We start from the raw sequence: 26,022 nt of genomic DNA on the forward strand, positions 1-26,022 counted from the left end.
TCTTTTGTCTATTATACCTCAAATACCGGCTTCATTGCTTCCTTGAGCACTCCGGTAGAATGAGCGAACTGCTCTTTCTCTTTTTCGTTCAAATCAATCTCTACGATCCGTTCAATGCCCTGTCTGCTTACAACTGCCGGCACCCCGATATAAAGATCTTCCATTCCATATTCCCCTTGAAGCAGTGTCGACACTGTAAGAATCGAATGCTCATTACGGAGGATGGTTTTCGTCAGGCGGGCAAGCCCCATCGCAATTGCATAGTGCGTTGCTCCCTTACGCTCAATGATGTGATAGGCAGCATCCCTCACCTGAATGAACAGCTCATCCAGATCTTCCTTCGTTCCATCAGGTTTATATTTATCCATGTACCTGTCAATATGCTCCGATCCAATCCGGGTCTGACTCCAGACTGGGAGTTCGGTATCCCCGTGCTCACCCATAATATATCCGTGAACATTCCGTACATCCAGTTCGAAATACTCTCCGAGGAGAAAGCGGAATCTGGCCGTATCGAGGATCGTACCGGAACCAATCACCCGTTCCATCGGCAGTCCGGAAAACTTCCAAACCGCATAAGAAAGCACGTCGACTGGATTCGTTGCTATGATGAATATGCCATCGAAGCCAGAGTCCATGACGCTGTCAACAATACCTTTGAAGATCGATGCGTTTTTACCTATCAAATCGAGACGCGTCTCTCCAGGCCCCTGATTGGCACCGGCAGTAATAACAATAATATCTGCTTCTGCACAATCACGGTACGTACCGGCCCATATTTTCGTCGGGGAGCCGAACGGAACCCCGTGATTCAAATCCATAACATCCCCTTTCGTTTTTTCTTCATTCAAATCAATAAGCACCAGCTCGTCGGTAATGTTCTGGTTAATCATGGAGAAAGCGTAACTGGAACCAACATACCCGGTGCCTATGACAACAACTCGGGATGGACGTTTGTTAAAAGCCATGCATCATCAACCTCCATTTTATTTGTGAATAACTTCACATTAATTATACATGATGGACCGTGCTGTTGTCATGCTAAAAGTAAAAAAATGCGGAAGCCGCGATCAGTCCGGCGAGCAGATTGGAAACGGCGTTCACAACGTCGTTCTGCACCCATCTCCATCCTTTTACATGTTCCGGCTTTGCTCCGCAGTGCTCTTTTTTTTCCGTCATTTGTCCACAGACCCGGCATGCACCGCAGGACTGAAAGAGCGCACCGGCGGCTGCATCGATCCACTGTCCGGCAAAAGCTGCCGCTGCAAGAATAAGCAGATGCACGAGCTGCAGCTCCGGCAGAACAATCACCGCAGCCGAAGTTGTAAACAGTGCGCCACCCCAGGCAGCAGCGGTGCCAGCTCTGGATACACCTCCTGAAATTCCAGGCGTCAGTGGCTTTCTCGAAAATACGTGTACCGGGATTCCACCCGCAGCCCGCCCGATCGAGGATGCCCACGTATCAGCCGTTGCAGCTGCAAAAGCGCCAGCGAAAACAAAGACCGCCGCCGTTTCCGGGAAGACCAGATAGTATGCCGCTGCAGCCGCGGGCACCCCTCCGTTCGCAGCTACCTGCACCGCGTCCCGGCGAGATCCTTTTTCTTCTACATCTTCTTCTTCTTTGGCCAGAAGCTTATCAAGGACGACGGAGGAAACAAAAAAAGCCCCTAATACTACCAGCCCTGCAGTGCCAAAGGCTGCAGCAGTTATCCCACCGACGGCGAATGCTGCTGCTGCTCCACTTAACGACAATGACTGCTTCCACCATGCAGCACCGACAACGAGGAGGACAAAGAGATAAATCACAGGAGCGGCACGCCAATCATATAATCTACCCGCTGGTCATGTGCCTCATCAGGTACTTCATCAATCAGCTGGCAGCTGTAAAACACAGCACATGAAGGGGCGGAAGATACAGCCAGAAAGCGGTCATAGTAACCCCCGCCGTATCCAATGCGGTAATGACGTCGATCAAATGCCACGCCGGGTACGAGAATAAAATCAAGGTCTTCCGAACGGATACGCCGACATTTTTCCGGATCCGGTTCTACAAGACCGAACGCCGCCGGCCTGCAGTCATCCCAGCTCTTCACTTCATAGAATGCCATTTCTTTCGTTTCTTGAATGACTACTGGGGCTGAAGGGATTTTCCCCTCTTCCCATGCAGCTTCAAACAAAGGCTCCGTAGGAAACTCTCCACCAACGGCAATGGTCAAGGCCGGGTGCTGTGCCTGCTTCCAGGTGTCCATTTGCAGAAGCGTCTCCAGCACAATAGATTCCTCCCTCAATTTCACCGATTCCTCCATCTGATCCAACTCAGCAAGAATCGTTTTTCTAAGTCCTTTTTTATCCACACGTCATCTCTCCAATATCAATCAAGTTCTACTTGCAGCGAAGAAGCCGGTTGTATGCTGCGTCCGCGGGTACATGAGACGGTCTGCCTAGTTTCGTGTTATGTTAAAATGTTTCTTCTATCATATCGAAACTTTCTCCTGCGCACCAATAGCAGCACTTTTTATTTTGTTCATTTCCCGCATCGACTCAGAGGAACCCGGGCGGCACACACTCTTTGCCGAGCTTCTCGTCACTGCTGCGTTATTTAGAGGTTTAAGTTCCAGTGTATTAGAGAAAAGGCTATACATAAACGAATTAACATGAAAGAGAGGTGTTCTCCCATGAAAAAAGCAGCGACATTGACATTTATTACAGCCCTTGCGGTGATGACGGCATGCGGGAATGACAACAACGTCAACACGGTAGATCCTGAAAATATTTCCAATTCGAATGCCCCGGAAGCCGATGAGAACAACATCAACGATGCAGATGATTTCACCGAGAACCTCGAAAATGAAGAAGACGAAGAAGAAGATGACAATGCCGAAAACAACGAAGAAAACAATCAGAACAACGATGGCAGCAACAACGAAGACGACGATGCTGAAAACAACGATGCCGAAGACAGCAGTGAGAATAACAATGATGACAATGACGAGGAAAATGAAGAAAACAACGAGAATGAAGATGATGAAAACTGATTCTTGCTGATTCAGGATCCTCCAATAGCACACGCATCTGCCCTCTTTCTGCCTGCAGCAGGAATACGAGAGCGATTTCTATCAGCTTCCTGATAATCGATAAAGCCTATAAAAGCCGCGCCGATCACACCGGCGCGGCTTTTATAGGAGTAACAGAGCTTTCGAGTCCGCCGAGCGAACAGTATCTGTTCTTACTTCAGAAGCTGTTTTCTCTTCAACGTACGATCAGATCCATAATCTCGTCCTCTGTCATATCACTTCGTACCTCATATGTTCCGGTTTGAATTTCATTTTCGCTGCCTGAGTCCCGCAGCGCTTCCGTAAACGCGTTGCGGCTGTCAATGATGTTCTGTCGGGCCAGCTCTCTCACAACATCCTCCGAGGTCATTCCTGATTCGATTTCCAACAGAGAGACGTAAATCAGTTCCTCTTCTCTCTCCTCGTTCTCCTGCTGCTCCTCAGGATCCGCTGTCGAGGAAGCAGGTTCCTCCGCTTCCGCTGCTGTCAGCTCTTGAGAGAGACGTTCTATATCGTTTTCTAAATCCTCGATGATGCTTGCATGTTCGTCGACGGTAATCACGTCTGTTTCGTCTGTTTGTCCGTCTCCTCCACTTTCTTCTTCCGCTGACATCAAACCGCTGACATAAAGTGCCGCGAGCACCGCCCCGCTGAAAAGGCAGCCAGCTGCTGCCCCCTGCAGTTGTCTCTTCATTGTGTTTCAGCTTCAACCCGCCTGGATGCGACCATGATGCTGCGGGTGTTCCGCCTTCCCCCTCTCTCTGAATCAGCTCTTAAGCATTTCTCTTGCAGTCACAGACCGTATCACGACGATCCTTTGCCATCAAGCAGCGCTTCAATCTGCTCTTCCGACAGCCCCGTCTCTAGCTTCATGTCACTCAGACTGCTGCCTTCCTCCTGCATTTCCAGCAGGTCATCTCTCGTGTACATCCGAAGCCCGCTCTGGCTTTGCTTTTCAAGCACTTCTATTCTTTTCTTTACTATGTACAGTTCCTGAAGCAGCCGCATCTCTCGTTCTTCCGCTTCTTCAGCGAGCGTCTTGTATCGGTCTCTACTGAAAAAGGAAAAAACAAACAGCAGCACAGCTGCTGCCAGCAGAGTAATCATCGCCCATTCTATCATCGTCGTCCCCTCTTCTTCCTATAGTGAAAATAACCCGCACTTCTCACCTGTTGATGTTATGAAAACAGTTCCTGTGTTAGTTTAACAAACCTCTGTTTTAAAAGCGATCCCCACTGTCCGCCTTCTTTTAAGGTTGAAAGGAAATTTCCTTTACAGATATCCTTGAATATCTTTTCAGTATCTGCTATTATTTTAAGGTATGAGAATTAAGAGTTTGGAGGGGTAAACATGCGAGTACAAGTAACGCTTGCCTGCACAGAAACTGGTGATCGTAACTATATCACAACCAAAAATAAGCGTACGAACCCTGATCGTATGGAGCTGAAAAAATTCAGCCCGCGTCTCGGCCGTCATACGCTGCACCGCGAAACAAAATAAGCAGGTAAGAAAACCGGTTCTCCCATGGGAAAACCGGTTTTTTTATGCTTTTCTCCCCCACTCAAACACGCCGGCAGCAACCAATTCGAAAAGATTTCGCCGTCTTGTTGAGGGAGGAACAAGTTCTACTTTCTTCCCCAGCGGCCCACGACGCTGTCTCCCTCGATTAAACAAATATCTTCTTATCACAGGAACAAACGCGCGGAGCGCCTTTTGATCGAAACGGCGTGCGGAAGCGCTGCAAGCCTTTTGAGGGAAGAAGACGCTTTTGTTTCTTCCCGTGCAGCGCATGAAGCCGCCGTCCCCCTGTATGAAAACTTATGCTTTCTTATACTTGGAACAAAAGCGCCGAGCGCCTTTTGATCGAAACGGCGTGCGGAAGCGCTGCAAGCCTTTTGAGGGAAGAAGACGCTTTTGTTTCTTCCCGTGCAGCGCATGAAGCCGCCGCACCCCCGTATGAAAACGTATATAATCTTAACACATGAAAAAGCAGGCACTCCGCATGGGCTCCATCCCTCTTTTCCAAAATGAAAGGAAGAAGAATCGGCCCCGCGGACGCCTGCTTTATCTAGGTTGAGCTTTTTTTGTATGCGTCTGGTTCTGTCTCTGCTTCTATCTCCGCCTAGACGAACGAGGGACAGGCAGCTTATTACTACTCTTCCGGATCATCATCCAGGTCTTCATCCAATACTGGTCCGTCAGACGGCTCCTGAGGTCCTTCTCGATCCTCCTGAAGCTCATAGTACGCTTCCACCGACTGTTCAGCGATGGAGTTCGCGATTCCGGATGCGTCAGAGTCTGTAGATGCACCGGGAACCACCACAGAGAAAGCAATTTCCGGCTCGTCATATGGCGCGTAACCAACAAACGTCTGGTTATTGGCATCGTTCGGTTCGTTGACGGTAATCTGGGCAGTTCCAGTTTTCCCGGCAACATCTACAGGAACATCTTGGAAATAAGCTCTAGCGGTACCGTCAGAGCCATGTATCACCCGGTAAAAACCTTCCTGAATGCGGGAGAAGTAATTGTCGTCCACATCAATGGAATTTAACATCCTTGGCTCAAATTGATGGGATACAGCTCCGATTTCCCCTGGTTCGTTATACGGCTCCCGGATTTCCCGGACAACTTTCGGTTCGACTCGGCTGCCTCCATTGGCGATCGTAGACACGTACTGCGCGAGCTGCAGTGGTGTGTACGTATCAAACTGCCCGAAAGAAAGGAAAAGCATGTTCCCTGGATCTCTGCGTCCTCCGTCGATCCCGCTGAACTCGTTTGGAAGATCGATTCCGGTAGGAACACCAAGACCGAATCTTTGGTAATAGGAACGCAGAATGTCGTACCCCTGGCCGAAATCTCCCCAGTTTGTACCGGAAACGCCAGGCACATAATCGATCAGCCGCATCGCAACTTCAACCATATAGATGTTTGATGACCGCTCCAACGCAGTAAGATCATCGACGTATCCAAGGTTGGATACCGAGCTGACTGGCCTTGATCCGGGGAATTCAATCGGTCGGTCATAAATAACCGATCCCGGCGGCAGTACGCCGGTATCATATCCTGCAAGGACCGTAGCCCCTTTGATAGAGGAACCGGCAACAAAAGCAGAAGCGAAAGTACCAATATCATTATTACCACCTGCTAAAGCAAGCACTTCACCAGTGTCCGGTTCTTTCATAACTACATAGGCATCGGCATCTCCGACAAAATGATGACTGCGCTGCTCCAACGTTGTATCGATAATCTCTGAGATACGCTGATAAAGCTCCATATCAAAGGTCAGCATCAAATCGCTGCCGCGGCTGCCTTCAGTAGATTCCGGTGCCCGGATCGGGTTCCCTTCGTCGTCCAAGAAGTTTTCCATCGATCCCGGTCTGCCGCGTAGAATATCTTCGTATTCAGCTTCAAGATAGCTCTGACCGACTTCATCATTCCGCTCATAGCCCGACGCGAGATAGCTGTCCAGGTCATCTCTCGGAATGGATCCGACCCTGCCGAAAATAGAGCTTAATTCTTCTCCATAAGTATAAGTACGCATCGAATCGCGGATGACATCGACACCAGGAAGATCTTCCATGTGCTCCATGATCTGTGCAGCTTCTTCATACTCTATGTCCCGGAGTACCTTGTGCGGTACGTCGTTATATCCGCTGTTAAACTCCCTCCAGATCATGAATACTTCCAGGTCATCATCCGTCAGGGAATTCAACTCTTCGTCCGTTACAGCTTCAATTCTGATCTGGTGGGCTTCTCCGTCACCCAGCCCCTGTTCTTCCTGTTCTTCGAGTGTGAGTTTCTCTTCAAATTCCTCTTCATTTAATAAAGCCCAGAACTCACGACGATCCCGTTCATACTGGTCCCTTGCGTCTTCTGTGTCCAAAGTAATAAACGCATTCAGATCCTCCGCTGTCTCCAGCAGCTGTTCCTGCGGGCGGTTCCGGTTTGTATAGGTCACCGTCAGCATCAGTTCATTTCCTACAAGCAGGTTTCCGTGCCGGTCATACATCATGCCCCGGGGGGCCTCGACCGGCTCACTGACGCTGACCTCCTCATCCACCTGCTCCTGAAATTCTTCCCCCTGCACGATCTGAACGACGCCGAGCCTCAGAATAAGGGCTGAAAATAAAAGGAAAACTAAAAAAAAGAGCACGTTGAGCCTTAATGAAAGATGCGATTTATAGTCTTTCGATTTCACTGCCATCATATAACACCTCTACAGCCTTACGCTGTTTTTTAATCTCTGCAAGAGGGTGTCCCGGGAATCGTTCCCGGGACACCCTCTTGACTGCCCGCGCGTGCGGTTTTCTTCCAGATTTTCACGAACCCGCCTAAGGCAGGTGGGTGCCTGCAGAACAGCCTCCAGCTTCCCGGAAATAAATCCGGGCATGCTGTCATCCGTTCAATGTAAGGCTCCCAAGTGAATTGGTGTTCGGTTCGAATTAAACTCGAAGTACACCAGCACCGCAGGCAACGTTTTAACTTAATTCTTATTATACAATACATAACTCGACCCTGGCAATGCTGTGCCAGGGTCGGAAAGTGAAAATTATTTGGCAGCGTTGTAACGCTTCGCTACTTCATCCCAGTTGATCACGTTAAAGAACGCTTCAACATAATCTGGACGCTTGTTCTGATACTTCAGGTAATACGCATGCTCCCATACGTCTACACCAAGGATTGGCGTTTTACCTTCACTGATCGGTGTATCCTGATTTGGTGTGCTTGTAATCTCAAGCTTGCCGTTGTTTACGACGAGCCATGCCCATCCGGAACCGAATCTTCCAAGAGCAGCATTTTTGAATTCTTCTTTGAACTTGTCAAAGCTTCCGAATTCGCTGTTGATCGCATCCGCAAGCTCACCCTGCGGCGCGCCGCCTCCGTTCGGAGACATCAGCTGCCAGAACATTGTGTGGTTGAAATGTCCGCCGCCGTTGTTTCGAACTGGCCCGCGTACACTTTCAGGAAGCGCACTCAAGTCGGAAAGCAGGTCTTCCAGACTCTTATTCTGCAGATCGTCATGTCCTTCCAGAGCGTCATTCAGCTTTGTGACATACGTGTTGTGATGTTTACCATGGTGAATCTTCATTGTCTCCTCATCGATATGAGGTTCCAGTGCGTTGTGATCATAAGGTAGATCTGGTAGTGTAAATGCCATTGTGAATCTCCTCCTTTAAGATAACTGCAGTATGAGAGTATTCTCTATACGAACACCTGCAACGTTCACATTACCAAATTTTCCACTTCCCATCAAATTTTAAACCTCAAATTCTGGTCTTTTTAAACGAAGGTGGATTTCGTACACTTCACTGTCGGAATACAAACGATACGTTTCCCCGTCTGATTCGAGTTTTAATTTCATGAATGATTCCGTCCGCCACGCGAGCCTCCGGTCCGCATAAACACCAAATATTCTTTCTGAACTGACGTGAAGAGAGGTAGAAGGAACGTCCTTCTCCTCTACTAAGAATAAACGGATCACTCCGTCAGTACTGCATCCAGTCTTTCTTGTATCATAGAAAAAATAAATGACTTCTGAGCCGCTGCGCGTACGTTCTAGTTTGATCGCTGCCGCTTCCTCTATCTCTATACGTTCCATGATCGGCTCCTCTCACCCAGGCTGCGGATATACACAAAAACCCGGACAAAATGTCCGGGTTTTTATTAATAGGTCTGGCGGAGGAGGGGGGATTCGAACCCCCGCGGGCCGTGAAGCCCCTATCGGTTTTCGAGACCGACCCCTTCAGCCGGACTTGGGTACTCCTCCTGAACTGGTGGACCCTGCAGGACTCGAACCTGCGACCGGACGGTTATGAGCCGTCTGCTCTGACCAACTGAGCTAAGGGTCCTGATCAGTATGTATGAATGGTAGCGGCGGAGGGAATCGAACCCCCGACCTCACGGGTATGAACCGTACGCTCTAGCCAGCTGAGCTACACCGCCATGCAGACAAATAGTATCATACCACGCTTGAAAATTGAGCGTCAATATCTTTTTCATCCCGTCTTTGGTCTCACAGGCACATATCCAGGTTATTTCATTCAACTGATTATGCAGGCAGTGCTGGACCCTCCTATATAAAACGACACCCCTGCAGAAGCAAACACGTGCGTTGCCTCTGCAGGGATGTAGAACCGGCCTATCCTTCCTCTCCTACAGAAAGACAAAGAAGTGGGACGCCTTTTATGCAGCATGGCCTGTACCGAGAGATGTCGAAGGGTCGAGCTCATTCTTCTTTTAGAAACGTAGCATCCCTGTTCTGCGAGACCAGGGTTACGTCTCCTCTGTCACCGCCTCCGCAATGTTAACACTATGGTCGCCGATTCGTTCCAGATTGCTGATCATATCCACAAAGACAATCCCGGCGGATCCATCACAGAGCCCGTCGTTCAAGCGGCGGATATGCTTCTTACGCAGCTGGCGCTCCATTTTATCAATTTCTTCTTCTTTCAAAATGGCGGAACGAGCCTTTTCGTTATCATCGTGATCCAGTGCCTCCATCGCCTCTTCCAGTGTCGAAATAGTCAATGTAAACATCTGTTCGAGATCCTCCACTGCCGATTCCGATAGTTTTACTTTATTCGTAATCTGGTATTCCTTCAGCTCCACAATATTTTCCATATGATCCCCGACCCGCTCGATATCCCGGACCGTATCCATCAGCATAGAATGAAGCCGGGAGTCGTTGGCGGACAACGAGTTCGTTGAAATTTTCGTTAAATACTCCGTGATTTTTTTGTCTAAATTATTGATTGCATCTTCAAATTGATTCGCCAGCTCCGCGTGGCGATTCTGATTTGTCCGGACAAATTGCGCAGATTCATGGAGACCCTGCACAGACAGCTCTCCCATTCTCAGCGTTTCTCTCTTCGCCTGGGTTAAGGCAATCGAGGATGACTGCGTGATTAGCGTCGGGTCCAGATGCTGCGCCTTGTATTCAATAACCGTTTCTCTACCTGGCAGTAATTTCGTCACAATAAAGGCCAGCACTCCGACAAACGGCAGCTGAATGAGCACGTTGGACACGTTAAAAATACCGTGTGCCCAGGCGATTGTCATTCTAGCATTCAATTCCAGTGCGTCCTGCAGAAAAACGATAAAGGAGATGTACGGTTGAATAATGATCAGAACAAGCACCGTTCCGACAACATTAAAGATGACGTGCGTCAACGCTGCTCTTTTGGCTGCAAGAGAAGCACCAAGCGAAGCCAATACTGCAGTAATCGTTGTACCGATATTGTCACCAAACAAAACAGGCAGAGCTGCGTCAATACCAATCGCTCCTTCGGCGAAAAGCTGCTGCAGCAGTCCAATTGCCGCCGTAGAACTCTGCACACTGACCGTAAAAATGGTTCCGATCAGAACGCCCAGCATTGGGTTTTGACTCATACTTACGGTCAAATCAGCAAAAGCTTCCACTTCTCGAATCGGGCGGAGACCGTCTCCCATCAGGTTCAGTCCATAAAACAAAGCACCGAACCCGAAAAACACCTGGCCAAAATTATTGGCTTTCTTGTTTTTGAAAAAGAAGATAAGAAGGGTACCGACAGCGAGGATCGGCAGCGCGTAATCAGCAATGTTCAAGCCGATGATGAACGCAGTAACGGTGGTCCCAATGTTCGCCCCCATGATAACACCAATCGCCTGCCTCAGACTCATAAAGCCGGCGTTAACAAGACCTATGGCGAGTACCGTAGTACCCGTACTCGTCTGCAGTGCCACGGTTACGGTTATACCAGTGATAACACCCATCACCGGATTACTCGTAAACTTGTCGAGCATATCTCGGAGTTTGTCCCCGGCTACTTTCTGCAGGCCGTCTCCCATATATTTAATGCCGAATAAGAAAATGGCGAGACCACCAAAAAACATAAATAATATTTCCTGCAGACCCAGTTCCTCCACAAAGCATCCCCCTGTACGTAAATAAAGTCAACAAACTAAACCAGCCCTCATCCTACGTGCAGATTGTTAATTATTCATTAATGCTTTGTAAAGATTATATTAAGATTGTAGTTTTTATGAATGAATTTCGATTTGTGCATCATGAACTAAACAGGTAAACTAAGCTATGCAGAGAAATTATCCATGTTAGGAGTCAGACGATGAATATTTTTCAAAAACTAGTAAAAAGCATTTATTCACCGGAGGCGATTGCCGGCTTCCGTCAGACACATCCTGGTAAGGCCGTCCTTTACATCTTCCTCTTGATGCTGATTGCCACCCTGCCAGTTATTATTACGACCATCTTTCTAATTAACAGCCTGATCGATTCCGGAGGAGACTATCTGGACGAAATGCCTGACTTTACAATCGAAGACGGGACATTGGAGTCAGGACTGGATGAACCGATGCGGGAAGAGATTGACGGGATGACCATTGTCGTCGATGATACAGGAGAAACATCGGTTGGAGATCTCGACGGTAAAGGCGATGTCATCGCGCTGCTGGAGAGGAACGCTGTTTTTTCTGTTGGTGGGATCGCTGATCAGCTGGGCTATCAGGAATTCGGGTTGGATGTAAGCAAAGAAGAGATTGAATCGTTTTACCTGACCATTGACGGTCTTTCCGGATTATTGGCTGCCGGAGCTGCCCTGCTTATTTACTTATTCAACACTGGGTCGAAATTTATCGGCGTCCTCTTTCTGTCGTTGATTGCGCTCTTGATGAAACGGAGCCGTGCTCCTCACTTGAGGTACCGGGACTGCTTCGTCCTTTCTGCTTTCACAGTAACGATGCCTACGTTACTGTTTGCGGCACTGGAAGCATTCGGGATTATTTTCCCTTTCCAGTTCGCCTTTTACTGGATTATTGCTGTCGTGATGCTGAACCTCGTTATGAAGCATGTACCGTCAGCGGATAACAGTGACGAGTCTCAACCGAGCGAACCTTCCACTTCGACATAATCAGGAGGAACAGGCTTTAATACGGCCGTTAACAACCAGTAACAATACAGAAGACCCTTCCCATTTTCTTGGTGAGGGTCTTCTGTATGTAAGATGGTCTTTTTTTAGCGTGACATGCTGATTATGAATGATCGGTTTCATCCGACAGCTTCAAACCGAAGAGGTTTCCCCCACTCTTTTCACTCCGCAGGAAAGCATAACATGTCATAGCAGGATAAAGGCGGCTTCTTCCTGTGCGGCGGCACCAACGCCTCATTGACCAAATGCTTCAACAGCTGCATAACCCTTCGAGCTGCCCCTGAGTTCAGGTTCTCATTCACATGTTGAACAGGCTCAAAATGCTCATACATTTTTCAAAGGACGCCTGCGGCTCCTTTTTCTTCGCTTGTCGCGGAGAAATCCTTCCGCTATCCCTTCCTTTCGTCCGGGATGATCGTCATGCTTTCTTTTTCCGCAGGCGTCTCGAAACATCGCCTTGCCTACGCTTTTTTGATAGAAAATGGGAGAAAGAAACCATCTCTGTCTTTTCTTTTGCAAAGCAAGAACGAAGCGGAGGAGCTCGACCACGACAGGCATGCCGACTTGAAAGGAAGGACCCTTGTATCAACAATGAACAGGAAAAGAGCGAAAAAGAAAAACAAAACGAAACCTCTATCAGTAGGAAAGCGCGGCGACGCCAGAGGGATCAAGCGCCCCTTGGCAGGCGTCCGCCTGAAACGGAAGAAAAGATGCCACGGAAATGAACCTCTACCACAACATGTATTTTAGAACCTGAGTTCACGAAAACGGATCGTCCTAACCAGCGTATGATTCGTCCATGCAGACAGAACGCCTCCGACGATCCGTCCTGGATCATCGGAGGCGTTCTTTTGAACATTATTTCGATCTATCATGTGGAACCAGTGCTTCAGCCGACTGATTTTTATGCAGCAGCAGACTTAAGCTTGATCAGCGCGGGACTGCTCTGTCTGCTGATCTTCTTTTTTCTCCTCATCACTGCTGATCGGCGTGACGAGAATTCTCGTTCCATCTGCTTTCACAACGCGGACTTTCGTGTCTTCTGTGATCCATTGATTATCGGTGGTTGCACTGTATAATTCCCCATCGATATCCACAGTTCCAGTCGGTCGAAATGGTGTCATCGCTGTGCCTTCTTTTCCTGCAAGCTCCTTGTAGGAATCATTCATCGAATTGTAGCCGTCTTCACCTGTTAACCTGTCCTTCAAAAGCATTTTTTCCCACAGCGTTCTGGAAGGAAATACTTTCGTAAATAAATAGGATGAAGGTGCGGCAATGAGAAATGCTACTGCCACCATAAATCCATAGGCAAGATCCGGTGCAGGAATCGCGAGACCAAACACCATCAGCAGTACACCGATGCCAGCAATCGTCCCGTCTGTCGTTACTTTCCCGTCAAATACAATCAGTGCCAGACCCACTGCATACAGAATAATCACCCACGTACCGTCAGCTGCACCTAAATGGTAAGAAAAGTAGAGCGTCATCAAAAGTATCCCGATAACAGCGAAAAGTCCTTTCACTCTTACCATTACTTCTCCGAAAATAAAGAGCGTCGCAAGGAATATAACAAAGAAACCAAAAACGGCACTATCCAGTAGTTCCATTCTTTTCACTCCCTCTCATCCGCTTACACTTCCAGTTTACCAGAAGTAGCGCCTTTGTATCACGTACGAACTACCGAAAAAAAAGTTTCAGCTGATTTCTTTCTATCCCGCGTCGGATGAAGCTGAGGAAAACAAAACCGCAGAGTACCTTATGTAGAGAGCTGCGGTCAACATCGCTGCAGGATACTCCGGGGAAACCCCTGTCCACTGTCTCTGAGCAGCGGCCGAAACCGCAGGCTTTCGAAGGGAAAAAGGGAACTTCTTTTTTCCCTCGCAACGCGCGGCGGCGACGCCAGAAGGATCAAGCGCCGTCCGAACATCCTCCCCGCAAAGCGAAGATCGTTTCAGGCAGCATCCCCTTGGCGGGCGTCCGCCTGATACGAAAAAAAGATGCCACGGAAATAAACCTCTACTCCAACATATAATTTAGAACCGAAAACTTATACATTCTTATCATCTAAAAAAATATCCTGCCGGTATATCCCGGCAGGGCGGTCATCAGACCGATATCTCCAAAAATGACATGATGCTTGCTATATACGTGGACTCTTACTGCTCCGGATTGTCAGAACCGGAATTAAACCAGCTCATGACTGTGTCGATCAAGGAGTTGAAGAAGTCCGTAATGGCTTCTATAATACTCTGTCCCTCATCGCTCTGAACAAAATCACTGATATTTCCCCGGACGGAGTCCAGCTGCGTTCTCACCTGATCCCAGTCGATATTCAGCCCACGGATTCGTTCGAATAGAGAAACCAGGCTGTCCTCTTCGTCCTGAGTCAGATCAATACCGATTTCCTCCGCAAGACGGCGGATGAGATCTCTGAGATCACTTTCCGATTCAATGTCTTCCTCTGCGATTCCTTCTTTAATTCTCGTCATCAGTTCCGTTGCATCTTCTACGCCGTATTCATCCGCCAGCTCTGCCGTGCGAACGAGTTCTTCATTGGCGGCCTGCTTCTGCTCTTCCGGGATATCTTCATCGGATGAACTTTCGTAGGCTTTAATCAGGCCGGTCAATGCTCCAGTACCTGAAACATCAAATGGCGCAGTAACATAGACGTCGGCATCTTCCACGCCAGCCGTAATCAGTGCATTGGCATACATACCTTCAGACACCCAGGTTATCCGGTTTGTCTCGACATTGACGCCTTCGCCCGCTTCCAGCATGGTGATTTTTGACGAAGAAAGAGCATTGCTTCCAATCACGGATGCATCAATATAATCTCCGAGGTACTGATGTTCTTCCTCGTTCGTGACAGTAATGATTTCTACTTCTCCCTCCGCTGTTCCCATTTCCTGGAGAAGTTCTTCACGCTGTTCTGGATTCAGATCCTCACCGAGTGTGACGATCTCTTCTCCCGGGACCGCATCAGCAGCCGCTGTACTGCCAGTAAAAATAAGTACTGCTAAAAACACTATAAATGATTTCATCGCTATTTTCATGAACCTATCACTCCTTATTGTCTCCACTGCACTCTCTTTGTCGACGATATGTGGAGAAAAGTTTCACACAGTCGAAAATTTGTCTTCCTGCATCACGTGCCTGCAGTGCCGCTTTTTATTCTAATATGGCCGCTGCAGGATGTAAACATTGTTAATTGTGGAAATCGAAGCGGTTCTGCTTGTATCCTGGTATGCTCGTTGTTACAATATAGAATGAAGCTTTTACTGCTCGAATGAAGAAAGGGCGATGATGACGCATGAGCGAAATGACACATCGAAAAAACACGAGACCGGTCAAAGTCGGTCCATTAACAATCGGCGGCAAAGACGAAGTCATTATGCAGAGCATGACCATGTCCAAGACGCACGATGTTGAAGCTACTGTTGCAGAAATACTCCGGCTGGAAGAAGCCGGCTGTCAAATTGTCCGGGTAGCGTGTCCAAACATGGAAGATGCTGAAGCCATCCCTGAAATTAAAAAACGGATCAACATCCCTCTTGTGGCAGATATACATTTCGATTACAAAATGGCGCTGAAGGCGATTGAAGGCGGAATTGATAAAATCCGAATCAACCCGGGTAATATCGGCCGGCGTGAGAAAGTCGAAGCTGTTGTCAACGCAGCGAAAGAGAAAGGCATTCCAATCAGAATCGGCGTAAACGCCGGCTCCCTGGAGAAAAAAATTCTCGATAAGTACGGCTATCCGACGGCGGAAGGTATGGTGGAAAGTGCCCTTCACCACATTAAGATACTTGAAGATCTGGACTTTTATGACATTATCGTGTCAATGAAAGCATCCGATGTTCACCTCGCTGTCGAAGCGTACCAGAAAGCCGCTGAAGCTTTCGATTATCCACTCCACCTCGGTATTACAGAGTCCGGTACACTCTTCGCAGGTACCGTTAAGAGTTCCGCCGGCCTCGGCGTCCTGTTGAATCAGGGCATCGGAAATACGATGAGAATTTCCCTTTCGGCGGATCCGGTAGAAGAGATTAAAGTACAGAAAGAGCTTCTCAAGAGCTTCGGGCTTGCCGCTAATGCAGCAACCCTCGTCTCCTGCCCGACATGCGGCAGAATTGAGATTGACCTGATCAGTATTGCAAATGAGGTCGAAGAATATATTCAGAACATCCACGCACCGATCAAGGTTTCTGTTCTCGGCTGTGCCGTCAATGGACCCGGTGAGGCAAAAGAAGCCGATATCGGTATTGCAGGCGCCCGAGGGGAAGGTCTGCTGTTCATGAAAGGGGAGACAGTCCGTAAAGTTCCTGAAGAAACGATGGTCGAAGAGTTAAAGAAAGAAATCGACAAACTTGCGGAAGAACATTATAAAAAACAACGTGAAGAGCAAGAACAGAACGCTTAACATGTTCTGTACCCTCCTGCTGGGACAAAAGCAGAAATTTAAGAAGCCCTCACCATTTTTGGTGAGGGCTTTACGTATCCCAAAGTGATTCACCGCCTCCCGCCGGCAGAACATCCGCCGAGCGGCGAACGCATACGGACGGGATACCTGCTGCTTTTACCACTAGCTTATCCTCTTTCCCCTAACATTCTTAAGGAAAGAACGTTCTCGATTTTTAGTGACCAAAAGCCCGAAGCGCCTTTTGGTCACAACAGTGTAACCCTGGTTCTTAGAGGGAAGATGGAATCCTGCCTTCTTCTTGAGCAGCGCACGAAGAAGCCGTCTCCCTCGATGAGAATCTATCCATTCTTATAACTTAAAAATTTCGAAACATCTTAATGTTTCCAACGTATCGTACGAATTAGATCGTTCTGCCGATGGTGGTCTTCCTTCAACAGCACACAAGATGTTTATTTTGTTCTCAGGGAGATCCATTTTTCTCCGAGTGCTTTGTTTGGTACATACGACACAAGGGCAGATGGCTCTGCTGTCATCCCCCATGCCGACAGACTTAGTTTCTGCCCGACGTGTAGGGCTCATCACCTGAAAGTTCCTCCAGGAGGTGTAAATTCTGCTGTATGTATGAGATAATATCGCCTATATAGACAGCAACAGGAGGCAATGATTATGCGAAATCACCGATTTGGTATCGATATTGATGGGACGGTTACCGATCCCGCAACGTTCATTCCTCATTTGAATGAACATTTCAATAAAAACTTGACGCTCGATGACATTCAAGAGTATGACTTGACGAAAGCGCTGGGTGTAAGCCAGCAGACGTTCTGGACATGGATGCAAGAACATGAAACGATGCTGTACCGTTCTTCGATTCTCGCCAGATTTGCGAAGCAGACCCTGCAGCAGTGGCAACATCATTTTGAACTTTACTATATCAGTGCACGCCCGGATCACTTGTTTGATGTAACGCAGCAGTGGTTTACAGACCAGGAAGTGCCGTATGATCACATCGAACTGCTCGGCCAGCATGATAAATTACAGGCCGTCCGCCGCAACAAAGTGGATATCTTTTTTGAAGATAAGCACGACAATGCCGTAAATATTGCAGAAGAATGCCGGATTCCGGTTGTCCTTATGGAAACTCCCTACAACCAGATGACTGTTCCGGACAATGTATACCGAGCAGCAACCTGGCAGGAAGCCCGCCATATCACTGAACAGCTCTTTCAGCCGGCAGCACAGCGCTGAGGGACACCTCTTTTGGCACCCGGGCCCCAAAAAACAACAAGCAGCCGGCATTTCCAGCTTTGATACAGAAACAAGGACGCCGTTTTTATTCGGCGTCCTTGTTTCTGAACGGAAAATCGCAGTGCGCTCCCATCCATATCCCTGCTGCTGTTAATATTGTCAGCACCGTTCTCTGCTGTACTCCCGCTCACGCGTCCAAATGCGGCACGCTTTTGGTTGAAAAGTCGGTTTTCTATCGTTCTCATTCACATGTTGAACAGGCTCAAGAATGCTCAGACGTTTTTCAAATGGCGCACCTAGGATTTTTTAAAAAGAAGGCTATGTATCGTTCGTTGTTGATTCCTTCCGCTTTCGGCGAACGCTTGCTCCGGGACTTGTCCTCCACGCGCTTTCGCGAAGCGAAGGAGATTTATCGGACTGCGCTTATCCCTTGAGCGTCTCCGCCTATCATTACTATCATCAAGTAACAACATCAAGCTTTAGTCGAGCTTCACCAAAGGCTTTGTTAAAGCCTAGTGTTGTTATAACAAAAGTACGCCTGCGGCTCTTTTTTCTTCGCCTGCCGCGGAGACATCCTTCCGCTCTCCCTCCCTTACGTCCGGGAGAATCTCACGCTTTCTTTATCCGCAGGCGTCTCAAAAATAGCCTGGGCTTGCTCCGTTTCATAAAAGTTTCTTTTCTTTCAGAAGGACGCAGCGAAGACCGGCGGACGCCTGTGGAAGAAGGAGATCGGAAGCTCCCGCAGGGCGTAAGACCGAGGAAGCTGGAGATTTCCTCCACGGCAAGCCTGCCGAGTTGCAGCGGCGTTTTCTGTCATTATCAACAACAAACGATAACAGAGCTAAAAAGAGAAACAAAGCGAACCCTTTTCAGGATTGAAGGGCGGTGACGCCAGAGGGATCAAGCGCCGTCCGCCTGAAACGGAAGAAAAGATGCCGCGGACATGAACCTCTACCCCAACATTTATTTTAGAACCTTTTCTATGACACTTCTATCTCTTACGAACGAAAAAAACCGCTGAACAAGCCAGCGGCGGTGAATAAACGATTTCGTCAGACCTGCTCTGCTGTTTTTTCCGCAGCAGTACGGCAGTCACCACAATAACCATACACTTCAAATTTATGACCGACCACATCAAAGCCCGTTGCTTTAACAGGCTCATCATCCATCGGACAGTGATGAATGTGTTTCGTCCGCCCGCATTCCAGGCAGATCACATGGTGGTGGTGTTCGTTGACACTGCACGTAAAGCGGAACCGCTTTTCCCCGTTCAACTCTGTGGCCTCGAGAATACCCAGCTCGGTGAACAAAGAAAGATTCCGATAAATGGTGTCGAAACTCATCCCGTCATACACCGGCTGCATCGATTCAAGCACATCTTTTGCACCGAGGTAACGACTCTCATCTGAAAAAAGCTGCAGTATATCGCGTCTTTTATCTGTATACTTGTATCCCTTCTCTTTCAGGCGTCCCATCGCTTCATCTACATTCATGCTGTGGACTCCTCCTTTCGGCTGCTGCTGAAAATATCCATCAGCCGGCGTACCAGCACGGCTCCAGCAAGCAGGATTACTCCTGTCAGCACAATCATGCCGCCAGTAGCAACATTTAAATAATAAGAACTGATAATACCACCGATCACGGCAGCCTCTCCAAATAGGATACCAAGAATCATCACCTGACGAAAGCTTTTTGCAAATAGAACCGCCGCTGCTACCGGCAGGGTGATCAGCGCTCCGACGAGCAGGATACCAACGATCATAATCGACATCGAGATCACGAGCGCAATCAGCAGTGAAAAGATGAAGTTCAATCGGCGGGCCGGAATGCCAGAGGCAGCTGCAAACTCAGAATCAAACGAAAGCGAGAGCAGTTCTTTATAAAACAGCCCTAGAATAAGCAGGGCCGCTGCCCCGACACCCAGACTGAAAAACAGGTCGTTCAATGACACAGTCACGATACTGCCGAATAAATAATTATACCATTCTGTATAGCTCGTTGCAGCGATACTGATCATCACCGCACTGACCCCTACGCCTCCGGATAAAATGATCGGAACGGCCAGCTCAGAGAAATGTTTGTATACTTGGCGGAGTTTTTCGATCGCCAGAGAGCCGAGGAGCGAAAATAACAGCCCGGTATACAAAGGGTTGACCCATTCGAGCCACGCCGCAGTCTGGATCATTAAGACCCCTGCTGTTATACCGGTTAATGTGACGTGGGAGAGGCCTTCGGAAATAATCGTCATTCTGCGCACGAGCAGAAACGCACCGATGAGCGGTGCCGTGAATCCGATCAGCAGTCCGGCGATGATGCCTCTTTCAAGAAACGTTAATTGTTCAAGCAGTTCCACGCCTTCCCCTCCTTTGCATCGTTCCGCCAGCTGAAGTTATCCCGAGAATGATAAGCAGAAGAAGAATGTTGATGACGACAATCATCCCTCCAGGAGCGGTGTCGAGATGAAATGCCGCCACCAGTCCGCTCATAACAGACACTTCACCGATCAGCACCGAATAAATAAACATCTGCTTAAATGAGGAAGCGAGCCGCATGGCCGCCGCCACTGGAAGCGTCATGAGCGCAGAGACGAGCAGAATCCCGACGATTTGCATGGATAACCCAATCACGACAGCCGTAATAATAATAAATAGAAAGTGCATCCACTGCTTCGGCAGTCCCGATACGACAGCCTGCTCTTCATCGAAGCTGAGGAAAAACAACTCCTTGTAAAAGAGAAGCAGCAGAAGACTGACTGCCCCGGTTAACAGCAGGACCATCTGGAAATCACCTTCAGACACCGCAGACACGCTGCCGAATAGATAGGAAAACAAATCGGTCGTAAATCCATCGGCGAGCGAGATAAAGACGACTCCAATTCCTACTGCAGAAGAGAGGATAATCGGAATCGCAATTTCCTGATAAAACCGGTACGTGCGGCGCAGGTTCTCGGTCAGAATCGACCCTCCCACCGCAAAAACCATCCCCATATACACAGGATTCGCTCCTGCAAACAGAGAAAAATGCCTTCCGAGAAGCAGACTGAAGGCAATTCCGGTCAACGTAATATGGGAGAGCGCATCCGCCATCAGTGACATCCGTCGGACAACGATGAAAACACCTACAATGGGAGCAAGAAACCCGATCAGCACGGACGTGTAAAAAGAATATCGTAGAAAATCATACTGTAAAAATACGTCGATCATCTTTGTAATTCCTTAATATCATCGTGATCATGATGATGATGGTGGTGGTCGTGATCGTGGTTGTGATCAAGGACGTGCACATCCGTCCCGTACATCCGCTGCATCATCGTATCCTGGTTATCCTCAAACTCCTGTCTGCCCCCGTGGAAATGCAGGCATTTATTCAGGCAGGCTACATCCGTCACATAGTCCGTCATGGCCCCAATATCGTGGGTGACGAGAATCAGCGTAATACCGTTATCCTGATTCAAGGATTTCAGCAGTTGATAAAAGTTCTGCACGGACTGCGCGTCCACGCCGACAGTCGGCTCATCCAGAATAAGCAGATCCGGTTCGCTGACCAGCGCTCTTGCAATGAATACACGCTGCTGCTGTCCGCCGGAGAGCTGCCCGATGCTCCGGTTTAAATAGTCTGACATACCAACTTGAGCAACTGCTTCCCGCACTTTTTGCCTATGTTTTTTCGTGATAAAGCGGAACAGTCCGATTTTGCCATACAGCCCCATGGATACAACCTCAAACACCGTTGCCGGAAAGCCGCTGTTGAAACTGTTAGCTTTCTGCGATACATAGCCGATTCTGCTCCAGTCTTTGAAAGACTGTACGGGTGTACCGAACAGAGACACTTCTCCGCGGTCCGGTTTCATCAGGCCGAGAATCAATTTCATCATTGTGGATTTACCGGATCCATTAGGCCCGACGAGACCTAAGAAAGATCCAGCTTCGACATGTAAATGTATATCTTCCAGCACCTGCTGCGAGCCGTAATCGAAGTCAATGCCTTCTAAACGAAGTACTTCTTTCTGGGACACTGTTATCCCTTCTTTCCCATTAGTAATCATTACGATTTATATACTTAATCTAGTATAGAATATTCCCTCAGGAATGTAAACCGGATGCGCTCCTCCACGTATACAGGAAAGGCGTGATACATGTATAATGTAGAAAACAGAAAGGTGTGACAACTATGTCAGCTTCACAGCAGATCGGTATTATCGATATGGGATCGAACTCCATCAGGCTGGTCATCTATGAGGTAGATGAATACGCCTGTTTCAGCGAAACGCAGAATCTCAAAGTTTCCGCTCGACTGAGTACATATATTGATGAGGAAGGAAGAATGAGCCAGGAAGGCATTCGGGTCATTCTCGATACGTTAAAACAATTCGAAAAGGTCACGTCGGGATATTCGCTTGACAGTGTGCGAGGTGCTGCTACTGCGGCTGTCAGAAATGCTGTTAACCAGGAAGAAATTATGGAAGCAGTAGAGAAGCACTCGGCATTCCCGTTTGAAGTGCTGAGCGGCGAAGATGAAGCGTATTACGGCTACCTTGCTGTCACCAATTCTACCGACCTCCAGGAAGGGCTTACGATCGATATCGGCGGCGGCAGTACCGAAATTACGTACTTTCAAAATAGAGAACTGAAACATTCCCACAGCTTTCCTTTCGGTGCCTTAACGTTGAAAGAACAGTTTGTTGAAGGGGATACACCGACATCGGCTGAATGGAAGAATATGACCCGCTTCATTAAAGAGTCCTACCGTTCACTCGGCTGGATAGACGACAAGGAAGTCCCTGTGATCGGGATCGGTGGTTCAGCGCGGAACGTGGCTCTCGTGCATCAGCAGGAAACAGCCTACCCCCTCTCCGGCCTTCACCAGTACACGATGGAGAAAGAAGACATGGAAGAAACCATCGATGACTTGATGAGTATGTCCCTGAAAAAGAGAGAGAAGCTTGATGGACTCTCCAAAGATCGCGCAGACATCATTCTACCGGCAGCGGCAGCGATGATGATGCTGGTCAAAGAATCCGGATCCGACAGCTTCGTTGTCAGCAACCGCGGTCTCCGGGACGGATTGTTTTATGAACAGATGCTCAGCACAATCGAAGTGACACATTTTCCGAATGTAAAAGAAGAAAGTTTCTATCAGTTGAGTAACCACTACCGGCTCAACACAGAGCATCAGAAAAAGGTCTCGATTCTGGCTTCCTATCTCGCTGACGAACTAAGGAATCAAGGACTGATTGAGCTGGACAAACATGATGCCCATCTCCTGCGTCTTGGAGCGAACGTTTTCTACCTCGGCCGGGCTGTTCACAGTGAATCCAAGAGTCAGCATACATTTTACTTAATCACGAATCAGTCGATTGACGGTCTATCTCATATGCAGCGGCTGGCCGTTGCTTTTATTTCTTCCTTTAAATCCAAGTCGCAGCTGAAGCAGTTTGCCAAACCATTTAAGAAGTGGGTGCCCAAAAAGGAGCTGAAAACCTACGAGCTCCTCGGTGCAGTTATTCGTTTCTGTGATGCACTCAATGTTTCCGAGCAGCATCCCGTCAGTCACATTGAGCTCGGTCAAGTAGATGAGAACGACGTCCACCTCCACATCTATCACAAAGGCGACGTGTTTTTCGAAGCAGAAGAAGCTGCCAAGTATAAAAAACATCTCGAACGCCCGCTGAAAAGGAATATTGAACTCGTTTTTCATCCGATTGAATCTTAACACGGGCTTAACATTCTTCTGCTATAGTAACACTGTATACAAGCAGTTATTAAACAGATGGGAAGTACAGGTGATCAGATGAACACATTCGACAGCCCGGAGTATTACCATAACCGTGAACTGAGCTGGCTTCGTTTTAATGAGAGAGTTCTGGAGGAGTCGAAAGATGCGTTGAATCCGCTGCTGGAGCGCTTCAAGTTCCATGCTATATTCAGTTCCAACCTGGATGAATTTTTTATGGTTCGTGCAGCCGGACTGAAAGATCAGCTAGCCGCGGGTTTTAATAAACCCGAAAATAAAACCGGCCTCACTCCGAAGCAGCAGTTGAGCCGCATCGCTGCGTTTAACCACACTCTCGTGGATTCGCAGTATGAACATTATCAGCATGTGCTTCTTCCTGAGGCTGCCGAGGCCGGGTTCGAGTTTGTGTCAGCCTCAGATCTTCAAGGGGACGATTACGAGCGGATGAACTACCACTTTAAGAATTATATCCTGCCGGTGCTGACTCCCCTGGCTATTGACGCTTACCGGCCGTTCCCTATGATCTCCAATAAAAGTCTGAACCTTGCCGTGGTGCTTGAACAGGAGGGAGAACGCCGTCTTGCTATCGTTCAGGTCCCTTCTGTTTTATCCAGAGCTGTTCCCGTTGTCGATGGGGATTATTCCAGATTCGTCCTGCTTGAAGACATCATCAGCCTTTTTATTCAGCACTTGTTTCACGGCTTTCATGTCCATTCGATCAGCCAGTTCCGCATTACACGCAATGCGGATTTAACCATCCATGAAGAAGGAGCGAGAGATCTTTTAAGAGAAATTGAGAAAGAGCTGAAAAAGAGGAAATGGGGAGCGGCCGTCCGATTTGAAATGAAAAAAGGGGAAATGGATGACAATGTCCTCTCGCTGCTGAAGGACGTACTTGAACTGGAAGATGATGATGTGTATGAACTCGACGGTCCGCTTGATTTAAGTTTTCTGTTTGCTTTCTACGAGCAGATGAAACCTTACAGGGAAGATCTAGTCTATGAAACCTCGATCCCCCAGCCCCCGAAAGACCTGCTGGAAGAAGAAGATATCATGAGTGCTATGACGAAATCAGATATCTTTCTCCATCACCCTTATGAATCGTTTCAGCCGGTTATCGACCTGATGGATCAAGCGGCAGAGGACCCTAACGTACTTGCTATCAAACAGACTCTCTACCGGGTGAGCGGTGACTCTCCTATCATAGCTGCACTGGCAAGAGCCGCAGAACGCGGCAAACAAGTCACTGTCCTCGTTGAATTGAAAGCGCGTTTCGATGAAGAAAACAACATCCAGTGGGCCAAACAGCTGGAGAAAGCGGGATGTCACGTCATCTATGGCATCACCGGACTGAAAACGCACAGCAAAATCACGCTCATCGTCAGACATGAAGATGAAAAAATTCAACGTTTTGTTCATCTCGGGACAGGCAACTACAACGATTCGACTGCGAAACTTTACACAGACATGGGGATGCTGACGACGAGATACGAATTCGGAGTGGATGCCACCAACTTCTTCAACTATCTTTCCGGATACAGCAGCAAACCTGAATGGCTGGAAATTGCTGCGTCACCGTTTGAAATCAGAGAAGCATTTATCGATCAGATCGACGAGGAAATCGCTTCTCATCAAACCCACGGCGGTGGAAGAATCATGGTTAAAATGAACTCCCTGACCGATAAGCCGATTATCATGAAACTGTATGAAGCAAGCTGTGCCGGTATTTCTATCGAGTTGATCATCCGGGGGATCTGCTGCCTGAAGCCGGGTATCCCCGGTATTAGTGATAACATCACCGTACGCAGCATTCTCGGGCGCTTTCTGGAACACAGCCGGATCTTTTATTTTTACCGCGGTGGCGAGGAGCGCATCTTCCTCTCCTCTGCAGACTGGATGACGCGGAACATGGAAAAACGTATTGAAGTCGTATTCCCTGTCTATGAGGAACACATCCGAGATCGAGTCAAAGAAGTCCTCGATATATCGCTTGCTGATAATACGAAGGCCAGAATCATGAATACGGATGGCTCCTATTCTTACGTGCATGCAGAGAGCGAGGCAACACTGAGCAGTCAGGATATCTTCCGAACAAAAGCAGCGCTGAAACAGGAAGACAGCTGACCCTCCTCTCCTCCTCCTTTCTTGCCTGGACAACCTGCTGCACGCTCAGCGCTCTGCAGAGAGCAGATATAAAAACGAAAAAAAGAGGCCCTCATCCTCGTTGGTGAGGGCCTCTTGCAGCAGGTAGATTGATTGCCATACTTTGGCGGGGATATCGCTTCGACCTCTGCTTTACCCAAGGGACCGCCGTCTTCCGCTCAACGAGCTCCCGAAACAGCACCTCTTGATTTTACAGAAAGAAATGGAACGGCTGACTGTCGATGCAGAAGCCATTTTTAACGTGCTGCACGCTGCTGTCTCTCGCCGGCGTGCCGGCAAGAAGCAGCGTAACATGTGAGACAGGACAGAGCTTCTGCACTCATCGCAGAGAAAGCCAGCCATAGCGGGTTACGCTATTGTCATGAACACACAAGACGCTTCCAACGATCCGTTCGGGATCATTGGAAGCGTCTTTTACTTATTCAGCACTTTTTTACTCAGCCCCGTTAATGTTGTTACTGTGAGGGTCATTTTCCGTTGG

General features: G+C 48.4%; 22 protein-coding genes, 3 tRNA genes and 1 other RNA gene. 7 read left to right on the plus strand and 19 right to left on the minus strand.

From position 1 onward, the window contains the following. Window positions 1–11: 11 nt before the first annotated feature. From G477_RS0103110 to G477_RS0103120, 3 genes are all read right to left on the minus strand, one after another. Window positions 12–968, minus strand: coding sequence for an L-lactate dehydrogenase (locus tag G477_RS0103110; protein ID WP_026696701.1), 957 nt, complete (start codon window positions 966–968; stop codon window positions 12–14). Window positions 969–1,041: 73 nt separating this feature from the next. After that, window positions 1,042–1,806 carry a DUF92 domain-containing protein gene (locus G477_RS0103115; protein WP_026696702.1) on the minus strand — a complete coding sequence of 255 codons (765 nt, stop codon included), beginning with the start codon at window positions 1,804–1,806 and terminating at the stop codon, window positions 1,042–1,044. Then, window positions 1,803–2,354, minus strand: coding sequence for a 5-formyltetrahydrofolate cyclo-ligase (locus G477_RS0103120; RefSeq protein ID WP_026696703.1), 552 nt, complete (start codon window positions 2,352–2,354; stop codon window positions 1,803–1,805). Before G477_RS0103120 ends, G477_RS0103115 begins: the two co-directional genes overlap by 4 nt. A 321-nt stretch (window positions 2,355–2,675) precedes the next feature. Between G477_RS0103120 and G477_RS0103125 the strand changes: the two genes are divergently transcribed. Next, a complete protein-coding gene (locus G477_RS0103125) occupies window positions 2,676–3,035 on the plus strand; it encodes a hypothetical protein (protein WP_026696704.1) in 360 nt (119 codons plus the stop codon). Window positions 3,036–3,249: 214 nt separating this feature from the next. Here G477_RS0103125 and G477_RS0103130 read toward each other — a convergent pair whose 3' ends face one another. Together G477_RS0103130 and G477_RS18555 are read right to left on the minus strand one after the other, a co-directional pair. Beyond that, window positions 3,250–3,747: an endolytic transglycosylase MltG gene (locus G477_RS0103130; protein ID WP_026696705.1), complete on the minus strand. Its 498-nt coding sequence runs from the start codon at window positions 3,745–3,747 to the stop codon at window positions 3,250–3,252. Between the two features lie 110 nt (window positions 3,748–3,857). Beyond that, window positions 3,858–4,175 (minus strand): hypothetical protein, encoded by a 318-nt coding sequence (locus G477_RS18555; protein ID WP_035211055.1) that lies wholly within the window; start codon window positions 4,173–4,175, stop codon window positions 3,858–3,860. 228 nt (window positions 4,176–4,403) lie between these two features. Here G477_RS18555 and rpmG point away from each other — a divergent pair, with 228 nt between their 5' ends. Further along, complete coding sequence (rpmG, locus tag G477_RS0103140; RefSeq protein WP_026696706.1) at window positions 4,404–4,553, plus strand: 50S ribosomal protein L33; 150 nt, start codon at window positions 4,404–4,406, stop codon at window positions 4,551–4,553. 652 nt (window positions 4,554–5,205) lie between these two features. Here rpmG and G477_RS0103145 read toward each other — a convergent pair. The 8 genes from G477_RS0103145 to G477_RS0103175 all read right to left on the minus strand — a co-directional run bounded on the left by G477_RS0103145 (window position 5,206) and on the right by G477_RS0103175 (window position 10,925). After that, window positions 5,206–7,260 (minus strand): peptidoglycan D,D-transpeptidase FtsI family protein, encoded by a 2,055-nt coding sequence (locus G477_RS0103145; protein WP_245575368.1) that lies wholly within the window; start codon window positions 7,258–7,260, stop codon window positions 5,206–5,208. A gap of 78 nt (window positions 7,261–7,338) precedes the next feature. Continuing rightward, window positions 7,339–7,529: non-coding RNA, 6S RNA (ssrS, locus tag G477_RS20850), on the minus strand. A 73-nt stretch (window positions 7,530–7,602) separates the two neighbouring features. Continuing rightward, window positions 7,603–8,211 (minus strand): superoxide dismutase, encoded by a 609-nt coding sequence (locus G477_RS0103150; RefSeq protein WP_026696708.1) that lies wholly within the window; start codon window positions 8,209–8,211, stop codon window positions 7,603–7,605. Between the two features lie 99 nt (window positions 8,212–8,310). Next, window positions 8,311–8,652, minus strand: coding sequence for an iron-sulfur cluster biosynthesis family protein (locus G477_RS0103155; protein ID WP_026696709.1), 342 nt, complete (start codon window positions 8,650–8,652; stop codon window positions 8,311–8,313). 75 nt (window positions 8,653–8,727) lie between these two features. Further along, window positions 8,728–8,820: transfer RNA gene (locus tag G477_RS0103160), tRNA-Ser, on the minus strand. A 5-nt stretch (window positions 8,821–8,825) separates the two neighbouring features. Beyond that, window positions 8,826–8,902, minus strand: a tRNA-Ile gene (locus G477_RS0103165). Window positions 8,903–8,919: 17 nt separating this feature from the next. Next, window positions 8,920–8,996, minus strand: a tRNA-Met gene (locus G477_RS0103170). Between the two features lie 330 nt (window positions 8,997–9,326). After that, window positions 9,327–10,925, minus strand: coding sequence for a Na/Pi cotransporter family protein (locus G477_RS0103175; RefSeq protein ID WP_051287640.1), 1,599 nt, complete (start codon window positions 10,923–10,925; stop codon window positions 9,327–9,329). A 233-nt stretch (window positions 10,926–11,158) separates the two neighbouring features. On the opposite strand from G477_RS0103175, the gene G477_RS0103180 reads away from it, so the two are divergent. After that, window positions 11,159–11,959, plus strand: coding sequence for a DUF1189 domain-containing protein (locus G477_RS0103180; protein WP_026696711.1), 801 nt, complete (start codon window positions 11,159–11,161; stop codon window positions 11,957–11,959). 938 nt (window positions 11,960–12,897) lie between these two features. On the opposite strand, the gene G477_RS0103190 is transcribed toward G477_RS0103180, so the two are convergent. Both G477_RS0103190 and G477_RS0103195 read right to left on the minus strand, forming a co-directional pair. After that, a complete protein-coding gene (locus G477_RS0103190; RefSeq protein ID WP_026696713.1) occupies window positions 12,898–13,584 on the minus strand; it encodes an NfeD family protein in 687 nt (228 codons plus the stop codon). A gap of 549 nt (window positions 13,585–14,133) precedes the next feature. Further along, a complete protein-coding gene (locus G477_RS0103195; protein ID WP_026696714.1) occupies window positions 14,134–15,030 on the minus strand; it encodes a DUF1002 domain-containing protein in 897 nt (298 codons plus the stop codon). 257 nt (window positions 15,031–15,287) lie between these two features. On the opposite strand from G477_RS0103195, the gene ispG reads away from it, so the two are divergent. Together ispG and G477_RS0103205 are read left to right on the plus strand one after the other, a co-directional pair. Further along, complete coding sequence (gene ispG, locus G477_RS0103200; protein WP_026696715.1) at window positions 15,288–16,397, plus strand: flavodoxin-dependent (E)-4-hydroxy-3-methylbut-2-enyl-diphosphate synthase; 1,110 nt, start codon at window positions 15,288–15,290, stop codon at window positions 16,395–16,397. 666 nt (window positions 16,398–17,063) lie between these two features. Beyond that, entirely contained in the window at window positions 17,064–17,645 is a 582-nt protein-coding gene (locus G477_RS0103205; protein ID WP_026696716.1) for a 5' nucleotidase, NT5C type, read from the plus strand. A gap of 1,052 nt (window positions 17,646–18,697) precedes the next feature. Here G477_RS0103205 and G477_RS0103210 read toward each other — a convergent pair. Genes G477_RS0103210 through G477_RS0103225 form a run of 4 tightly spaced genes read right to left on the minus strand, consistent with a single transcriptional unit; the run spans window position 18,698 to window position 21,660 of the window. Beyond that, on the minus strand, window positions 18,698–19,138 hold the full coding sequence (locus G477_RS0103210; protein ID WP_026696717.1) for a Fur family transcriptional regulator: 441 nt from the start codon (window positions 19,136–19,138) through the stop codon (window positions 18,698–18,700). Continuing rightward, on the minus strand, window positions 19,135–19,998 hold the full coding sequence (locus G477_RS0103215; RefSeq protein WP_026696718.1) for a metal ABC transporter permease: 864 nt from the start codon (window positions 19,996–19,998) through the stop codon (window positions 19,135–19,137). The genes G477_RS0103210 and G477_RS0103215 overlap by 4 nt, the downstream gene beginning before the upstream one ends. Then, entirely contained in the window at window positions 19,985–20,848 is an 864-nt protein-coding gene (locus tag G477_RS0103220) for a metal ABC transporter permease (RefSeq protein ID WP_026696719.1), read from the minus strand. Before G477_RS0103220 ends, G477_RS0103215 begins: the two co-directional genes overlap by 14 nt. Beyond that, window positions 20,845–21,660 (minus strand): metal ABC transporter ATP-binding protein, encoded by an 816-nt coding sequence (locus G477_RS0103225; protein ID WP_035211062.1) that lies wholly within the window; start codon window positions 21,658–21,660, stop codon window positions 20,845–20,847. The genes G477_RS0103220 and G477_RS0103225 overlap by 4 nt, the downstream gene beginning before the upstream one ends. Window positions 21,661–21,815: 155 nt before the next feature. Here G477_RS0103225 and ppx point away from each other — a divergent pair, with 155 nt between their 5' ends. Together ppx and G477_RS0103235 are read left to right on the plus strand one after the other, a co-directional pair. Next, the gene (ppx, locus tag G477_RS0103230; RefSeq protein ID WP_026696721.1) at window positions 21,816–23,357 is read left to right on the plus strand and encodes an exopolyphosphatase; all 1,542 of its coding nucleotides are present in this window, start codon (window positions 21,816–21,818) and stop codon (window positions 23,355–23,357) included. Window positions 23,358–23,414: 57 nt separating this feature from the next. Then, window positions 23,415–25,502, plus strand: a complete 2,088-nt coding sequence (locus G477_RS0103235) for an RNA degradosome polyphosphate kinase (protein WP_051287635.1) — start codon at window positions 23,415–23,417, stop codon at window positions 25,500–25,502. Window positions 25,503–26,022: the final 520 nt, after the last annotated feature.

Source organism: Alkalicoccus chagannorensis DSM 18086, from assembly GCF_000429725.1.
GTDB classification, from domain to species: domain Bacteria; phylum Bacillota; class Bacilli; order Bacillales; family Salisediminibacteriaceae; genus Alkalicoccus; species Alkalicoccus chagannorensis.

Excerpts from the sequence above, each read along its gene's own strand:
- G477_RS0103110 (WP_026696701.1), bottom strand. The coding sequence starts at position 968 with ATGGCTTTTAACAAACGTCCATCCCGAGTTGTTGTCATAGGCACCGGG.
- G477_RS0103125 (WP_026696704.1), top strand. The coding sequence starts at position 2,676 with ATGAAAAAAGCAGCGACATTGACATTTATTACAGCCCTTGCGGTGATG.
- G477_RS0103130 (WP_026696705.1), bottom strand. The coding sequence starts at position 3,747 with ATGAAGAGACAACTGCAGGGGGCAGCAGCTGGCTGCCTTTTCAGCGGG.
- G477_RS18555 (WP_035211055.1), bottom strand. The coding sequence starts at position 4,175 with ATGATAGAATGGGCGATGATTACTCTGCTGGCAGCAGCTGTGCTGCTG.
- rpmG (WP_026696706.1), top strand. The coding sequence starts at position 4,404 with ATGCGAGTACAAGTAACGCTTGCCTGCACAGAAACTGGTGATCGTAAC.
- G477_RS0103145 (WP_245575368.1), bottom strand. The coding sequence starts at position 7,260 with ATGATGGCAGTGAAATCGAAAGACTATAAATCGCATCTTTCATTAAGG.
- G477_RS0103150 (WP_026696708.1), bottom strand. The coding sequence starts at position 8,211 with ATGGCATTTACACTACCAGATCTACCTTATGATCACAACGCACTGGAA.
- G477_RS0103155 (WP_026696709.1), bottom strand. The coding sequence starts at position 8,652 with ATGGAACGTATAGAGATAGAGGAAGCGGCAGCGATCAAACTAGAACGT.
- G477_RS0103175 (WP_051287640.1), bottom strand. The coding sequence starts at position 10,925 with ATGTTTTTTGGTGGTCTCGCCATTTTCTTATTCGGCATTAAATATATG.
- G477_RS0103180 (WP_026696711.1), top strand. The coding sequence starts at position 11,159 with ATGAATATTTTTCAAAAACTAGTAAAAAGCATTTATTCACCGGAGGCG.
- G477_RS0103190 (WP_026696713.1), bottom strand. The coding sequence starts at position 13,584 with ATGGAACTACTGGATAGTGCCGTTTTTGGTTTCTTTGTTATATTCCTT.
- G477_RS0103195 (WP_026696714.1), bottom strand. The coding sequence starts at position 15,030 with ATGAAAATAGCGATGAAATCATTTATAGTGTTTTTAGCAGTACTTATT.
- ispG (WP_026696715.1), top strand. The coding sequence starts at position 15,288 with ATGAGCGAAATGACACATCGAAAAAACACGAGACCGGTCAAAGTCGGT.
- G477_RS0103205 (WP_026696716.1), top strand. The coding sequence starts at position 17,064 with ATGCGAAATCACCGATTTGGTATCGATATTGATGGGACGGTTACCGAT.
- G477_RS0103210 (WP_026696717.1), bottom strand. The coding sequence starts at position 19,138 with ATGAATGTAGATGAAGCGATGGGACGCCTGAAAGAGAAGGGATACAAG.
- G477_RS0103220 (WP_026696719.1), bottom strand. The coding sequence starts at position 20,848 with ATGATCGACGTATTTTTACAGTATGATTTTCTACGATATTCTTTTTAC.
- ppx (WP_026696721.1), top strand. The coding sequence starts at position 21,816 with ATGTCAGCTTCACAGCAGATCGGTATTATCGATATGGGATCGAACTCC.
- G477_RS0103235 (WP_051287635.1), top strand. The coding sequence starts at position 23,415 with ATGGGAAGTACAGGTGATCAGATGAACACATTCGACAGCCCGGAGTAT.